The organism is Mycolicibacterium setense, assembly GCF_000805385.1.
Taxonomy (GTDB): Bacteria; Actinomycetota; Actinomycetes; order Mycobacteriales; family Mycobacteriaceae; genus Mycobacterium; species Mycobacterium setense.
In genome coordinates, this window is sequence record NZ_JTJW01000008.1 from 212,113 (window position 1) to 226,576 (window position 14,464).

General features: G+C 67.6%; 14 protein-coding genes. 5 read left to right on the forward strand and 9 right to left on the reverse strand.

All coding sequences use genetic code 11. The features are described from left to right. Positions 1–7: 7 nt before the first annotated feature. The 5 genes from QQ25_RS19375 to QQ25_RS19395 form a co-directional block, all read right to left on the reverse strand. Positions 8–1,936, reverse strand: coding sequence for a peptidoglycan D,D-transpeptidase FtsI family protein (locus QQ25_RS19375; RefSeq protein WP_039321538.1), 1,929 nt, complete (start codon positions 1,934–1,936; stop codon positions 8–10). Further along, a complete protein-coding gene (locus tag QQ25_RS19380) occupies positions 1,933–3,072 on the reverse strand; it encodes a cell division protein FtsL (protein WP_039321540.1) in 1,140 nt (379 codons plus the stop codon). The genes QQ25_RS19375 and QQ25_RS19380 overlap by 4 nt, the downstream gene beginning before the upstream one ends. Further along, positions 3,069–4,280 carry a 16S rRNA (cytosine(1402)-N(4))-methyltransferase RsmH gene (gene rsmH / locus QQ25_RS19385; protein ID WP_234706138.1) on the reverse strand — a complete coding sequence of 404 codons (1,212 nt, stop codon included), beginning with the start codon at positions 4,278–4,280 and terminating at the stop codon, positions 3,069–3,071. The genes QQ25_RS19380 and rsmH overlap by 4 nt, the downstream gene beginning before the upstream one ends. Further along, complete coding sequence (gene mraZ / locus QQ25_RS19390) at positions 4,255–4,686, reverse strand: division/cell wall cluster transcriptional repressor MraZ (protein ID WP_039321542.1); 432 nt, start codon at positions 4,684–4,686, stop codon at positions 4,255–4,257. Before mraZ ends, rsmH begins: the two co-directional genes overlap by 26 nt. Before the next feature lie 459 nt (positions 4,687–5,145). Beyond that, a complete protein-coding gene (locus tag QQ25_RS19395) occupies positions 5,146–5,550 on the reverse strand; it encodes an SCO2097 family morphological protein (RefSeq protein WP_039321544.1) in 405 nt (134 codons plus the stop codon). A 228-nt stretch (positions 5,551–5,778) separates the two neighbouring features. On the opposite strand from QQ25_RS19395, the gene QQ25_RS19400 reads away from it, so the two are divergent. From QQ25_RS19400 to QQ25_RS19415, 4 genes are all read left to right on the forward strand, one after another. Continuing rightward, positions 5,779–6,375 (forward strand): GNAT family N-acetyltransferase, encoded by a 597-nt coding sequence (locus QQ25_RS19400; RefSeq protein WP_039321545.1) that lies wholly within the window; start codon positions 5,779–5,781, stop codon positions 6,373–6,375. A gap of 11 nt (positions 6,376–6,386) precedes the next feature. Continuing rightward, positions 6,387–7,091: an LppM family (lipo)protein gene (locus QQ25_RS19405; RefSeq protein ID WP_039380497.1), complete on the forward strand. Its 705-nt coding sequence runs from the start codon at positions 6,387–6,389 to the stop codon at positions 7,089–7,091. 127 nt (positions 7,092–7,218) lie between these two features. Continuing rightward, positions 7,219–8,307: a bifunctional (2E,6E)-farnesyl/geranyl diphosphate synthase gene (gene idsA2, locus QQ25_RS19410; RefSeq protein ID WP_039321549.1), complete on the forward strand. Its 1,089-nt coding sequence runs from the start codon at positions 7,219–7,221 to the stop codon at positions 8,305–8,307. An 18-nt stretch (positions 8,308–8,325) separates the two neighbouring features. Further along, a complete protein-coding gene (locus QQ25_RS19415; protein WP_039380499.1) occupies positions 8,326–9,855 on the forward strand; it encodes an alpha-(1->6)-mannopyranosyltransferase A in 1,530 nt (509 codons plus the stop codon). On the opposite strand, the gene QQ25_RS19420 is transcribed toward QQ25_RS19415, so the two are convergent. After that, positions 9,844–10,248 carry an Rv2175c family DNA-binding protein gene (locus QQ25_RS19420; protein WP_039321553.1) on the reverse strand — a complete coding sequence of 135 codons (405 nt, stop codon included), beginning with the start codon at positions 10,246–10,248 and terminating at the stop codon, positions 9,844–9,846. The two genes, QQ25_RS19415 and QQ25_RS19420, sit on opposite strands and share 12 nt — an antisense overlap. Before the next feature lie 36 nt (positions 10,249–10,284). Between QQ25_RS19420 and QQ25_RS19425 the strand changes: the two genes are divergently transcribed. Next, positions 10,285–11,556 (forward strand): protein kinase domain-containing protein, encoded by a 1,272-nt coding sequence (locus QQ25_RS19425; RefSeq protein WP_039380501.1) that lies wholly within the window; start codon positions 10,285–10,287, stop codon positions 11,554–11,556. 7 nt (positions 11,557–11,563) lie between these two features. Here QQ25_RS19425 and QQ25_RS19430 read toward each other — a convergent pair whose 3' ends face one another. Genes QQ25_RS19430 through QQ25_RS19440 form a run of 3 tightly spaced genes read right to left on the reverse strand, consistent with a single transcriptional unit; the run spans position 11,564 to position 14,388 of the window. Continuing rightward, a complete protein-coding gene (locus tag QQ25_RS19430) occupies positions 11,564–12,961 on the reverse strand; it encodes a class II 3-deoxy-7-phosphoheptulonate synthase (RefSeq protein ID WP_039321557.1) in 1,398 nt (465 codons plus the stop codon). Between the two features lie 33 nt (positions 12,962–12,994). Then, positions 12,995–13,513 (reverse strand): polyadenylate-specific 3'-exoribonuclease AS, encoded by a 519-nt coding sequence (locus tag QQ25_RS19435; protein WP_039321559.1) that lies wholly within the window; start codon positions 13,511–13,513, stop codon positions 12,995–12,997. After that, the gene (locus tag QQ25_RS19440; protein ID WP_052235924.1) at positions 13,513–14,388 is read right to left on the reverse strand and encodes a hypothetical protein; all 876 of its coding nucleotides are present in this window, start codon (positions 14,386–14,388) and stop codon (positions 13,513–13,515) included. The genes QQ25_RS19435 and QQ25_RS19440 overlap by 1 nt, the downstream gene beginning before the upstream one ends. Positions 14,389–14,464 lie beyond the last annotated feature (76 nt).

The following is a 14,464-nucleotide window of genomic DNA, read 5'->3' on the forward strand; positions in this document are numbered from 1 at the left end:
ATCGCGGTCAGGTCGCCTGCAGGGTCAACCGCGGCCCCGGATCCGCCGACAATGGGACGTTGTGACGTTGCAACAGCCACGAAGCGATGTTGTGGAACAGCGGCGCCGCCGAGGATCCCGGTGACCCGTCGGCCGCGCGGTGCGGTGCGTCCATCATGATGCCGATGACGTAACGCGGATCGTCCGCAGGCGCCATTCCGGCGAAGGTGATCCAGTAGACGTCGTCGTAGTAGCACCCGCATGCCGGGTTGATCTGCTGCGCGGTGCCGGTCTTGCCCGCGATCTGATAGCCCTCGACCGCGGCCTGCGGACCGGTGCCCTGCTGCGTGCCCATCGGGTCGCGCTGCACGATGGCGCGGAACATGTCGCGCACGGTGCGCGCGGTCTCGGGTGTCACCACCCGAACCCCTTCCGGCTTCGGCTCGTCGGTGCGGCTGCCGTCCGGTGCGATGGTGGACTTGATGATGCGCGGCGGCATGCGCACCCCGTCGTTGGCGATGGTCTGGTACATCCCGGTCATCTGCAACAAGGTCATCGAAAGGCCTTGTCCGATCGGCAGGTTGGAGAACGAGCTGCCCGACCACTGATCGAGGGGCGGCACCAGACCCGAGCTCTCACCGGGCAGGCCGACACCGGTGCGCTGTCCGAGCCCGAACCGGCGGACCATGTCGTAGAACCGATCGGGACCGATCCGCTGGGCGAGCATCAGGGTGCCGACGTTCGACGACTTCCCGAACACCCCGGTCATCGTGTACGGCATGACTCCGTGGTTCCACGCGTCGCGGACCGTGACCCCGCCCATGTCGATCGAGCCGGGCACCTGCAGCACCTCGTCCGGATTGGCCAGCCCGTACTCGATGGCCGCCGAGGCCGTGATGATCTTGTTCACCGAACCGGGCTCGAACGGCGAGGACACCGGGAGGTTACCCATCTGCCGGCTCTCCTGCCGACCGAGGTCCTGACTCGGGTCGAACGTGTTGTCGTTCGACATCGCCAGTACCTCACCGGATTTCGCATCGAGCACCACCGCCGAGACGTTCTTGGCACCCGAGGCGTCCCTGGCCTGTTGCACCTGCTGCTGAACGTAGTACTGGATGTCGTCGTCAAGGGTCAGCTGCACCGTGGACCCGTTGACCGCGTCGTGCCGGTTGCGGTAGCTGCCGGGGATCACCACGCCGTCCGAACCGCGGTCATAGGTCACCGAACCGTCGGATCCCGCCAACACCGAGTCGAGCGAATCCTCCAAGCCCAGCAGGCCGTGCCCGTCCCAGTCGATGCCGCCGACGATGTTGGCGGCCAGCGAGCCGCCCGGGTACTGCCGCAGATCCTGGCGCTCGGCACCGACCTCCGGGAACTTGTCCATGATCGCGCTGGCGATCGCGGGGTCGACCGCGCGGGCCAGATAGACGAAAGTCTCGTTGCTCCTGAGCTTTTTGAGCACGGTCTTGGCATCGGGCCGGTTGTCCAGCCGGCTGGCGACCTCCTTGGCGATCTCGGTGAGCCGGCGATCCGGATCTGGCGCCTCACTGGATTTCGCCTTCGCTTCGGCAAGTTGCTTGCGAACCCGGACCGGCTGGAACGTCAGCGCTTTGGCCTCGATGGTGAACGCCAGCTTGTCATCGTTGCGGTCGACGATGCTGCCCCGCATCGCCGGGTTCACATCGGTGACCTTGAGCTGGCTGGCCGCCTCGGCGCGCAGTCCGGCCGCCCGGGGAACCTGAAGGGTGAACAACTGGGCAGCGGCGATCACCAGCACGGCGAGCATGACGAGGTTTCCGGCGCGGTGCCTGAACACGAAAGATGAGCTGCGCAAACCAGTTTCGGCAGCAGCCACCCGGGTACGGCGAACGCGGGCCTCGTGCCCCGGCCCGGGCGAGGCCTTCTTGGCCCGCTGCGGCTTCGGCGTCTTGCCCTGGCGTCCCGGGTGGCGGCTCATGCGGCGGGCACCGGGACGCTGGCGGCGGCAACCGGCGGATGTAGGGCCGGCGCCGACGGCGGGCTGAACTGTTCCAGCGGGACGGCGGGAAGCGGCGCGGCCAGTGCCACTGGGGGCTGCGCCGGCGCGACCGGTCCGGGCACGACCGGTCCCGGCGCGGTGGGTACACCGGGCGCGGGCAGATGCGTCGGATCGGTGACGGCTTGCGGTGCAGCCTGTGCCGGGTCGACGGCAGCGCTCGGCGCGGGGGCCGCGAGCACGTTGGGTGCGACTGACGGGTTGAGCGGCGCCGGTCCGGGCACCGGCGGTACTGCGCCCGGAAGGCCGTGGGCCGCGTCGGCCTGCGGCACCGGAATGCCGGGTACCCCAGGGGAACCGGCGCGCGGCGTCCGCACCGTCAGCTCCCGGGGATCGAGCACTCGCGGAGCCGGGGGTGCCGGCGGGGCGGGTGGCGCCTCTTCCGGTAGCGGCGTGTTCAGCGGGGGCGGAGGCACGCCTTCGGCGGGCTTGGGCGTGCCGACGACAGTCCAGTTACCGGCCGCATCCTGCACCAGGTGCGCGGTGTCGCGGGACGGGATCATCCCGAGGTTGCGGGCAGATTCGGCCAGCGCCGGAGCGGCCTGCGCCTCGAGCACATCGCGTTCCAGCGCCTCTTTCTGTTGCATCAGGCCCTCGTTGACCTGGCGGGCGTGGCCCAACTGGTAAGACCGCTCGGCAGATCCGGTGGACAGCCACAAGGTGACCGCGAGTCCCAGGCCGAGCGCCGCGATCACCAGCACGACAAACGGGACCCGGGAGATCAGGACCCGCGGATTGAGCTCGATCGAGGCCAGCCGGACCAGCAGGCGTTCCCTGAGCCGGACCCGCAGCGGCGGGCGGACGACCTTGGGAGCCTTGGCCTTACGCGCCTTTGCCCGCGCCTTGGCCTGGCTGGTGCTCTTGGGCCGGGCCGGGCGGGTACCCGGACGCTGAGTCGGTCCGGTAGCCGGTGCCGTGCGCGCGGGACGCTGCTCGGAACCCGGCCGACGCTTCCGCGGCGGAGCCTGTTCGCTGCGCCGGCCGCCGGCTCGCGCGGGTTGACGCACCGGACGCCTGCGGTCTGTCTCACGCAGCTGCTCGGGTCGCTTCACCTTCATGAGTTGCCCCCTTCCCCCACCTTTTCCAGTGCCCGCAGGCGCACCGGAGCGCTACGCGGATTGCGATCGATCTCACTTTGGCGGGCCTTCTCGGCACCGCGGGTCAACGTGACGAATTCTGGTTCGTGGCCGGGCAATTCGATTGGCAGGCCGGGCGGTGTCCTGGATGCGGTGGCCGCGGCGAACGCCTGCTTGACGATTCGGTCTTCGAGCGACTGGTAGGACATCACCACGATCCGTCCACCGTCGACCAGAGCGGCGAGGGCGGCAGGCAGCGCGGCCCGAAGCGAGTCCAGCTCGCCGTTGACCGCCACCCGCAGCGCCTGAAAGGTCCGCTTGCCGGGATGCCCGCCGGTGCGGCGCGCCGGAGCCGGGATCGCTTCGTAGAGCAGCTCCACCAACTCTCCCGTGGTGGAAAATGGTTGCTGTGCACGACGTTTGACGACTTTGTCGGCGATGCGGCCGGCGAAGCGCTCCTCGCCGAAATCGCGCAGGATCCGGGCGATCGACTTGGCGTCGTAGGTGTTGAGGATGTCGGCTGCGGTCAGCGGCGCGTCGGGGTCCATCCGCATGTCCAGCGGTGCGTCCGTGGAGTAGGAGAAGCCGCGTTCGGTCTGGTCCAGCTGCATCGACGACACCCCGAGGTCGAACAGCACACCGTCGATCTGGCGGTGACCGGATTCGGTGATCGCCCCGGTGATTCCGTCATAGCGGGTCCGTACCAGCCGCATCCGGTCGCCGAACTCGGCCAGCCGGGCCCCGGCGATGCCCAGCGCATTGGGGTCACGGTCCAGACCGATCACCTGCAGGCCGGGGAATTCGGTCAGAAATCGTTCGGAGTGGCCGCCCGCACCGAGGGTGGCGTCCACCAGGACAGCGCCGGTCCCATCGTCGTGGCGGCGGGTGAGCGCAGGGGCGAGCAGCTCCACGCAGCGGTCGAGCAGCACCGGGACGTGGCCATGCGTATCGGAATCCGCGTCGTGCGAGGCCCCGTCGTCCTGGAACTCTGAGTGATCTGGGGAATCTGGCACCGCTGAAACACCTCCGCTCTGAATAGCCCCTGCACCGGGGTCTCTGACCGAATTAACGGACCTGGCGTTGGGGAAGTACGCCAGGGCCAATTCGGGCAGAGGCCTCGTTGCACGGGCTAGGTCCAGGCCGGCCGTCGGATCGTGGGCCGCATCAGAGGATGTCGCGCAAAGCTTCATCGGTGGCCGCGGAGAAGTTTTCTTCGTGGGTTTGCTGGTAGGACTCCCAAGCTTCGGCGTCCCAGATCTCCAGGTAGTCGACCGACCCGATCACCACGCACTCCTTGGACAGGCTTGCGTAGCGACGGTGGTCCGCCGACAGGGTGATCCGGCCCTGCGCGTCGGGATGCTGCTCATCCGTGGCGGCCGCCAAATTACGCAGGAACGCCCGCGCGTCGGGGTTCCTCCGCGAAGCGTCAGCAGCGCGGCGGGCGACCTTTTCGAACTCGTCCCGCGGGTACACGGCAAGGCTGTGATCTTGGCCCTTGGTGACCATCAACCCTCCTGCCAGTGCGTCGCGGAATTTGGCGGGCAACGTGAGCCGCCCCTTGTCGTCGAGCTTGGGCGTGTAGGTACCCAGAAACATCTGGACACCTCCCGCCACCCGGTTCAGATCCCGTGTCGTTTGCGAGATCCAGGCCAGGCCTTCTTGCCCTCCGAACGGGGCTCCGATTTCCCCGTTGGCCGCCACTTTACCCCACGATCCCCCACTTTGCTCCATTTGATGCGTGCAGATTGAGGTTTCTCCCCACCGATCCCCCCGAGAAACCACCCACAGCGCACACCAAGCGCCGGCCACATGCCGCCGAAAAAGGAAATCCGCAGGTAGAGGTCTGCGGCGAGACGGTGGGGCGTTGTGGGGCAAGAATCCCTGAGAATCTGGCGTTCTCCCCCACACCGCCCCACGCCCGAACACGCGAGATCTACCCGGCGTGTCGCTGGGCCACCGCCGGCATCGTGTCCGGGCCGCGCCGGAGCGCACAAAACTCGAACGCAAAAAAAGGGGCAGCCCGTTACGGGCTACCCCTTGAAACCGTCGACGGGATCAGTCGTCGAACCGGCGACGGAACCGATCTTCCATCCGAGTGGTGAACGAGCCGCCGCCGCGCTGTCGGCGCTGACGCGGTCCATTGCCAGAGCCCTGGGCCGCGCGATCACGGCCACCGGCGACACGGGGACCGGTGACGGCGAACACCACACCGGCGAACATCGCCACGAAGCCGAACACGGACACAACGGGGAAACCACCGAGCCACAGTGACTTCACCGCGACACCGACAACCAACAGCGCCAAACCGAGCACGAACAACAACGCGCCCTGCAGCCTGCGTCGTGCCGATGGCGCACGCAAGGTCCCACCACGAACGCTCGAGGCGAACTTGGGATCCTCGGCATAGAGCGCGCTCTCGATCTGATCGAGCATGCGCTGCTCATGATCGGAGAGTGGCATTCGTCCCTCCTTGCCGACGCCGCCGTCGCGTTTCAAAATTTCACATGCCCGCAATCACGGGCACCTAAGCCTAATGATACGAGGTCGATCCGAGCCGTACCACCTTGTTCACTGTCGATTGTAGGTCGTTCCGAGATCCCCCGGGTCGACGGGACCGACCTCTTCGCAGCCGGATAATGCTGAACATAATGAGCTCGGCAGACACCGGGCGGGCGAAAGGCGAAAGCATTGGCGACGTATCTCATCGATCTGTCGCCTGACGATATGAAGCGCCGGCTCCCCGAGGCGCTGCGCGTGTACGTCGACGCCATGCGCTATCCACGCGGAACCGAGGACCAGCGCGCCGCGCTGTGGCTCGAACACACCCGGCGCGCGGGCTGGAAGTGCGTGGCCGCGGTCGAGGTCGCCGAGCCCGGCGCCGAGCCCGCCGGGGCCGTCCTGACCGACGCTCCGCTGCAGGGCATCGCCTACGGCTACAGCGGGGCACCCGATCAGTGGTGGCAACAACAGGTCATCTCCGGCCTGCAGCGGGTGGGCGCCAGCCCCTCACACATCGCAGACCTGATGGCCAGCTACTTCGAACTCACCGAGCTGCACATCGAGCCCCGCGCGCAGGGACGCGGTATCGGCGAGGCCCTGACCAGGAGACTGTTGGCCGGCCGCACCGAGTCGCACGTGCTGTTGTCGACCCCCGAGATCAACGAGGAGGCCAACCGCGCCTGGCGGCTGTACCGGCGGCTGGGCTTCACCGACGTGATCCGCGGTTACCACTTCGCCGGCGATCCCCGGCCGTTCGCGATCCTCGGCCGTCCCCTGCCGTTGTGAGATCTGGCACGATGACCAGCGTGCATGTCCGACCACCGAGCCGCCGCAGCCGGACCCGTCTGCTCACCTTGGTGATGTTGCTGCTGATCCTGCCCATGGCGGTGGGCTGTGTCCGGGTCCGCACCTCGATCACGGTCTCTCCCGACGACAGGGTGTCGGGGCAGATCATCGCCGCGGCAAAGCCGCGGGACGCCGAGGACAAGGGCCCCCAGCTGCTGAACAACCTCCCGTTCGCCACGAAGGTCGCGGTCTCGGAGTACAGCCGTGACGACTACGTCGGCTCCCAGGCGGTGTTCTCCGACCTGTCGTTCGCCGAACTGCCTCAGCTGGCCAGTATGAGTCGCGATGCCGCCGGCGTCGACATCGCGCTGCGCCGCGCCGGTGACCTCGTAATCCTGGAAGGCCGGGTCGATCTCACCTCGCTGTCCGACCCACAGGCCGACGTTCTGCTGACCGTGTCGTTCCCCGGCGAGGTGACCTCGACCAACGGCGATCAGGTCAGCTCGTCCATTGTGGAGTGGAAACTGCGGCCGGGGATCGTCAGCACCATGAACGCCCAGGCCCGCTACACCGACCCGAGTGCCCGGTCGTTCACCACCGCGATCCTCTGGCTCGTCGTCGGCGCATTTTTGGTCGCCGGCGTCATCGGCGCCCTGGCCTGGACGAGCCGCGACACCTCGCCCAAACCGGGCGACCCCGTCGCAGGCAGTGACTGAACGCGCGCACCTCCGGGGCCGGGCTCACGGCCAGGCCGCACTCCCTTGGTACAAAACGCGTGGCACGCTCTACGCTGAATGCACTTCACCGGACACCGTTGACGACAGAAAGGGGCGGGCGCTGAGCGTGCAAACATCGGCTCCGTCAACCGTCGAGCTGGCCGGAGCCGTCACCGACCAATTGCGCGACTACCTGCGTGAGCGCCGCCGGGACTGCGAATACATCGGATCCGACTACGCCGAGCTGACCGAGGCCCTCGAGGAGTTCGTGCTCCGCGGCGGTAAGCGGCTGCGCCCGGCCTTCGCCTATTGGGGCTGGCGCGCAGTCATCGATCCGGCCGACCGCCCAGCCGATCCCGGCGTGCTGAAACTGTTCGCGGCACTGGAATTGCTGCAGGCCTGTGCCCTGGTGCACGACGATGTCATCGACGATTCGGCGACCCGTCGTGGCCTGCCGACCGTGCACCGGCTGTTCGCCGATCGTCACCGCGACCGCAACTGGCACGGATCCTCACGGCAGTTCGGCCTTTCGGCGGCCATCCTGGCCGGCGATCTGGCATTGGCCTGGGCCGACGACATCGTCGCCTCGGCAGACATCCCGGCCGACGCGCAGCAGCGGGTCCAGCAGGTCTGGCGCCACATTCGCACCGAGGTGCTCGGCGGCCAATACCTCGACATCGTCGCAGAGGCCAGCCGTGCCGAAACGGTGGCCTCGGCGATGAACGTCAACACTTATAAGACCGCGTCCTACACGGTGGCCCGGCCACTGCAGCTGGGTGCGGCGGCCGCCGCCGACCGACCTGACATTCAGCAGATTTTCCACCAGGTCGGCAACGATCTCGGCGTCGCCTTCCAGCTTCGCGACGACGTTCTCGGCGTGTTCGGCGATCCGGCGGTGACGGGCAAGCCCTCCGGCGACGACCTGCGATCCGGCAAGCGCACCGTGCTGCTGGCGGAGGCACTCGAACTGGCCGACAAGTCCGATCCCGCGGCCGCCGATCTGCTGCGCACCTCGGTGGGCACCGAACTGTCCGATGAGCGAGTGGGCGATCTGTGCCAGGCCATCGAATCCGTCGGTGCTCTGGCCGCGGTCGAGGAACACATCGAAATGCTCACCCACCGCGCCCTCGACACGCTGGCGGCCGCACCGATCCACCCGCAGGCCAAGACCGGCCTGGGCGAGATCGCCCGGTTCGCCGCGAACCGGTCTGCGTAGGAGCACGGCCAGCACACAATGACGGACCTGCCGACCGAGACCCCGAGCACCGGGGTCGCGCAACATATCTCACGTCTGGCCGCATTCGCGGTATCCGCCGAAGCCCGGCCCGCTCGGCTCGGCTGCCTTGGCGCAGCACTACTGACCATCGGCGGGCTCGGCGCGGGCAGCACGCGACTGCACGATCCGCTACTGGAGTCACTACACCTGTCCTGGTTGCGATTCGGGCACGGCCTGGTGCTGTCCTCGATCCTGCTGTGGGCCGGCGTCGCGGTGATGCTGATCGCCTGGCTGTGGCTGGGCCGGCGCGTGATCGACCGCACCGCCACCGAATACACCATGGTGGCCACCACCGGCTTCTGGCTGGCGCCGCTGCTGCTGAGTGTGCCGCTGTTCAGCCGCGACACCTACTCCTACCTGGCCCAGGGAGCGTTGCTGCGCGACGGCTTCGACCCCTATGTGGTGGGTCCGGTGGAGAATCCGAATGTCTTGCTGGACAACGTGAGTCCGATCTGGACGACGACTACTGCGCCTTACGGTCCGGCCTTCATCCTGGTGGCGAAATTCGTCACGTTGCTGGTGGGCGACGACATCGTCGCGGGCACCATGCTGCTGCGGCTGTGCATGCTGCCCGGATTGGTGTTGCTGATCTGGGCAACGCGACGAATAGCCCGTCATGTCGGAGCCCGCGGCGCGGCTGCACTGTGGGTCTGCGTGCTCAACCCGCTGGTCATCATCCACCTGATGGGCGGCGTGCACAACGAGATGCTGATGGTCGGGCTGATGATGGCCGCGATCGCCCTGACCTTCGCGGAGCGGCCGGTGATCGGCGTCAGCGTCATCGCGATCGCCGTCGCGGTCAAAGCGACCGCGGGCCTTGCTCTTCCGTTCCTGGTCTGGGTATGGATGCGCCAACTGCGGGACAAGCGGGAGATGGCCGCCGTGCGCGCGTTCGCGATCGCCACCGCCGCCTCGGTGCTGATCTTCGGGGCGGTGTTCGCGGTGCTGTCCTGGCTCGCCGGCGTCGGCCTGGGCTGGCTGACCGCCCTGGCAGCAGGAAACGTGAAGATCATCAACTGGCTCACCGTGCCCACCGCCGCGGCGAACCTGATCAACGCGATCGGCGGCCTGATCTTCCCGGTCAACTTCTATGCCGTACTGGAAGTCACCCGCATCTTCGGCATCGGGATCATCGTTGTCTCACTGCCCTTGCTGTGGTGGCGGTTTCGGCACACCGACCGCGAAGCGTTGATCGGCATCGCGCTGGCGATGATGGTGGTCGTGTTGTTCGTTCCAGCCGCGTTGCCCTGGTACTACACCTGGCCACTGGCGGTGGCCGCCGCCCTGATCCAGACCCGGCCCGCGATCGCCGCGGTGGCCGGATTCTCCACCTGGATCATGGTGATGTGGAAACCCGATGGGGCACACGGCATGTACTCGTGGGCGCACGTCCTGCTCACCACGGCATGCGCTGTGGTGGCGTGGTACTCGCTCTACCGTGCGCCCGAGCCCGAGCCGGCCGCGCAGAATGAGCCGTCAGTAACCTAGCGCCTGCGCGCGACGCAGCACCTCGCGTGCCTGGTGAGAATGCAGCGCGTCGACCGGGCGGGCATTGGATACCGGCTCGGCGCGGCCGTCGGTGGTGATCGTCAGCGACTCGTCCGGCGTGAACAACCAGCGCACGATCTCGGTGTCGCGAAAGCCGCCGTCGCGCAGCACGACCAGCAGACCGGGCAGGTGCTTGACGACGTGACCGTCGTCGTCGAAGAAAATCTTCGGCACCACCAGGACCCGGTCGCGCCGCACGGCGATCAACTGACCGTCACGCAACTGTTGGTGCACCTTGGTGACCGGGATACCGAGCAAATCGGACACCGTGGGTAGGTCGTACACGTCCTCGTCGGGGGCCAGAACGTCATCGGCCGCTGGAATGCTGCTCACCGCGTCGATTCTAGGACCTCGGCCGGAACTCGTAACATGTGTCCGGTGGAGCAGCAATCGGATCCACTCGTCGGCACCATGCTGGACGGGCGCTATCGCGTGGACACGCCCATCGCCACCGGCGGCATGTCGACGGTGTACCGGGGGCTCGATGTCCGCCTGGACCGTCCCGTGGCCCTGAAGGTGATGGACTCGCGCTACAGCGGCGACAGCCACTTCCTGACCAGGTTCGGCCGCGAGGCCAAGGCCGTGGCCAGGTTGAAGGACCCCGGGCTGGTCGCGGTGTACGACCAGGGCGGCGGAGGAACCGGCGGCGCTTCGCCTTTTCTGGTGATGGAACTGATCGAGGGCGGCACGCTGCGCGAACTGCTGGCCGAGCGTGGCCCGATGCCCCCGCACGCGGTCGCCGCGGTGCTGGAGCCGGTGCTCGGCGGGCTCGCGGTGGCACACCGCGCCGGACTGGTCCACCGCGACATCAAACCCGAGAACGTGCTGATCTCCGACGACGGCGAGGTCAAGATCGCCGACTTCGGTCTGGTGCGTGCGGTGGCCGAGGCCAAGATCACCTCGACCAGCGTGATCCTGGGCACCGCGGCATACCTGTCCCCCGAGCAGGTGAGCACTGGTGACGCCGACCCGCGCAGCGATGTGTACGCGGTCGGCATTCTCACCTACGAATTGCTCACCGGCGTCACGCCGTTCACCGGAGACTCCGCACTGACCGTCGCCTACCAGCGCATGGACAACGACGTGCCCGCGCCGAGCGCGGTAATCACAGGTGTGCCACCACAATTCGACCGGTTCGTGCGCCGGGCCACCGCCCGCGACGCCGCACAGCGATTCGCCGACGCCGCCGACATGCGGGCCGAACTGCACCAGATCGTCGACGATCTCGGCCTGCCGCCGTTCCGGGTGCCGGCCCCGCAGCATTCGGCACAGCACCTGGCTGCCACCCGCGTGCACAACCTCGCCGAGTCCGATGAACGCCCCGCCGGCGCCACCACCGTCGTGACCGCGGCACCGCCGTCGCCGCCGCCGGCAAACCCTGTCACACCCGCGCCGCGTCAGCCGACCCGCGAGATCACCCGCGACCAGCACGACTGGACACCGATCCCGGCCGATCCCGATGCGGGCGAATATTCTTTCGGCGCAGGGCAATTCGCCGGTATCGAGTTGAGCGAATTCTACTGGGCCCGCCAGCGCGCCAAACGCGTGCTGGCGTTCTGGGTGATCGCGATCATCACCTTGACCGGCCTGGTCGCTGCCGCGGCCTGGACCGTCGGCAGCAACGTGGGCGCACTGCTCTGACCGAGCTCTAGCTGCGCAGCATCTCCGCGACGAGGAAGGCCAACTCCAGGCTCTGCTGGGTGTTGAGCCGCGGATCGCACGCGGTCTCGTAACGCCCGGCCAGATCCGAATCCGAGATGTCCTGTGCCCCACCGAGACATTCGGTCACGTTCTCACCGGTGATCTCGACGTGAATGCCGCCGGGGTGGGTGCCCAGCGCGTTGTGCACCTCGAAGAACCCCTGCACCTCATCGACGATGCGGTCGAAGTGCCGCGTCTTGTAGCCGGTCGACGATTCATGGGTGTTGCCATGCATCGGGTCGCACTGCCAGATCACCTTGTGGCCGGTGGCCTCGACCTTCTGGATGATCCCGGGCAGCAGATCGCGCACCTTGTTGTTGCCCATCCGCGTCACGAGGGTGAGCCGGCCCGGCTCGTTGTTCGGGTCCAACCGCTCGACATATTCGACGGCCTGCTCCGGGGTCGTGGTCGGCCCCAGCTTGATGCCGATCGGATTGGAGATCACCTCGGCCAGCGCCACGTGCGCACCGTCGAGTTGACGCGTGCGCTCGCCGATCCACAGATAGTGGGCCGACTGGTCGTACAGCTTGGCTGGTCCGTCCGGGTTCTCCGCCGGGTCGGACAGGCGCAGCATCGCGCGCTCGTAGTCGATCACCAGCGCTTCGTGGCTGGCGAAGATGTCGGCGGTCTGCAGATTGCGATCGGCCACCCCGCAGGCGGACATGAACTTCAGGCCCCGGTCGATCTCCCCGGCCAGCGCCTCATAACGGGCGCCTGCCGGTGAGGTGCGGACGAACTCGCGGTTCCAGTCGTGCACCAGGTGCAACGACGCCAACCCCGACGAGGTCAGGGCACGCACCAGGTTCATCGCGGCGCTGGCGTTGGCGTAGGCCCGCACCAGCCGAGACGGATCATGCTGGCGCACAGCGGCATCCGGGGCGAAGCCGTTGATCATGTCACCGCGGTAGGACTTCAGGCCCAGGGCATCCACATCGGCCGACCGCGGCTTGGCGTACTGGCCCGCGATACGTGCCACCTTCACCACCGGCATGCTGGCGCCGTAGGTCAGCACGACAGCCATCTGCAGCAGGGTGCGGATGTTGGCCCGGATGTGCGGCTCGGTGTTGTCGACGAACGTCTCGGCGCAGTCACCACCCTGGAGCAGGAACGCCTCACCCTTCGCCACATCGGCCAGCAGGCTCTTGAGCTTCTCGATCTCCGATGGCACGGTGACCGGCGGCACGCTCTCCAGCACGGTGCGCATGGCCTTCGCCTCGTCCGCGTCCCAGCTGGGCTGCTGCACGGCCGGCTTGGCCAGCGCGGCCTCGAGCCGCTGACGCAATTCGTCGGTCAGCGGAGGCAGCGGCGGCAGCTCGTCGATGGGAACGTCAACGGTCCAGTTCACCCGTTCATGGTAGCCGCCGGTGAACGGCGGTTTTCAGGGCTGTGTGATGCCGGATTCCCGCGCGGGTGCCAGCCCCAGCCCCGTCATCAACTGAAACCGGTGCAGGTTGTGCCGCGCATCGACCAACGCGTCGTGCGCCTCGGTCGGTCGCGCCGGCATCCGCGGTGACCCGCGGTCCTCCCAGAACTGGCGCAGCTCGCGGGTGAACCGCGGCATCGCAGGAGGCAGATCGGTCATCGGGCCCCACAGCTGGCACAGCACCACGTGGTCGTAGGCACCCACCCAGGCCCACAACTCGATCGGCTCGTCACCGTCGATGTCGAAGAAATCCTCCAGCTCCGACCGGATCTGCCGCCGCGATCGCCACAGCTTCGAGGACGGGGACGGCAGTTTCGGCAGCACATGCCTGCGCACCCACCGGCCCGCGCGGTCCGGATTGAACTCGGTCGAGATCGCGTAGTACTCGCGTCCGTCCTCGGCGACGACGCCGATCGAGATCAACTCGATGGTGCGACCGTCGTCGATGAACTCGGTGTCGTAGAAGTAGCGCATCACCCAATCCGTCCTGGCCGCGGGTCCGTCGTCGGCACCGGGGCCGGGGCCGCATGGATCTCCCGGTCGAGCTGTGCGTCGACGGCGGCGTCGTCCGGAAACTTCGGCATACCGGTGATCGCGTCCTGCAACCACAGTTTGGCCTGCACCACGGGCCGGCGCAGCCAACGCTCCCGCTCCAGCGCGCGGTGCATCTTGCGGGGACGGCTGGTGTAGCGCCACCGCGCCCAGGGCGCGTGCGGCCGCGACAGCCGAACCGCCCCGACGAACAACAACGGGGTTATGAACATGCCCACCAATCCAGTCCACACCTTGCCTTTGAGCAGGACCACCACCGCGAGCAGCAGGGTCAGCACCGCCATCACGACCACGATCGCGCGCACGGCCGGCGACTGGTCCTCGCGCCAGATACCGATATCAAAGAATGACAGCGGGTTGAAACCCAGGATCAACAACCCCGCCACCGCCACCGCGGCGAACACCGCATCCACCGATGTACGGCCGTCCTCGGCCCAGTACACATCCGACAGGTGCAGCATCAGCGCGAACTCGTCGAGCACCAGGGCCGCACCGATGCCGAAGACCACCGCAGCCGCCGTGAACTCCGGTACGCCGCCGTTGACCGCGAGCGTCACCATCGTCACGCCCGACACCATCACCAACACCACCCCGATGACCATGTGGTGGATGTGCATGGAGCCGTGTCCCATGTTGCGGGGCTGCCACCACCTGGGCGGGCGTTCGCTGTCGGCATTCCGGCGGATGTAACGCACCACGATCCGGGTCACGAAGAACGTGAGAATGAACGCCACCAGGCAGCACAGCAACGGCAGGCGATCGCGGGTGAGGAAATCGAGCTGGACGGTCGCATGCACGGACAGAGAACTTACGCCGACCTGCGCGCGTCGCGAGTGCGGATGCGCCGTCTCGGGGATCCCCCCGATAGTCTGT

Coding starts and splice junctions, on each gene's coding strand:
- QQ25_RS19375 (WP_039321538.1), bottom strand. CDS start 1,936: ATGAGCCGCCACCCGGGACGCCAGGGCAAGACGCCGAAGCCGCAGCGG.
- QQ25_RS19380 (WP_039321540.1), bottom strand. CDS start 3,072: ATGAAGGTGAAGCGACCCGAGCAGCTGCGTGAGACAGACCGCAGGCGT.
- rsmH (WP_234706138.1), bottom strand. CDS start 4,280: ATGAAGCTTTGCGCGACATCCTCTGATGCGGCCCACGATCCGACGGCC.
- mraZ (WP_039321542.1), bottom strand. CDS start 4,686: ATGTTTCTGGGTACCTACACGCCCAAGCTCGACGACAAGGGGCGGCTC.
- QQ25_RS19395 (WP_039321544.1), bottom strand. CDS start 5,550: ATGCCACTCTCCGATCATGAGCAGCGCATGCTCGATCAGATCGAGAGC.
- QQ25_RS19405 (WP_039380497.1), top strand. CDS start 6,387: ATGACCAGCGTGCATGTCCGACCACCGAGCCGCCGCAGCCGGACCCGT.
- QQ25_RS19415 (WP_039380499.1), top strand. CDS start 8,326: ATGACGGACCTGCCGACCGAGACCCCGAGCACCGGGGTCGCGCAACAT.
- QQ25_RS19425 (WP_039380501.1), top strand. CDS start 10,285: ATGTGTCCGGTGGAGCAGCAATCGGATCCACTCGTCGGCACCATGCTG.
- QQ25_RS19435 (WP_039321559.1), bottom strand. CDS start 13,513: ATGCGCTACTTCTACGACACCGAGTTCATCGACGACGGTCGCACCATC.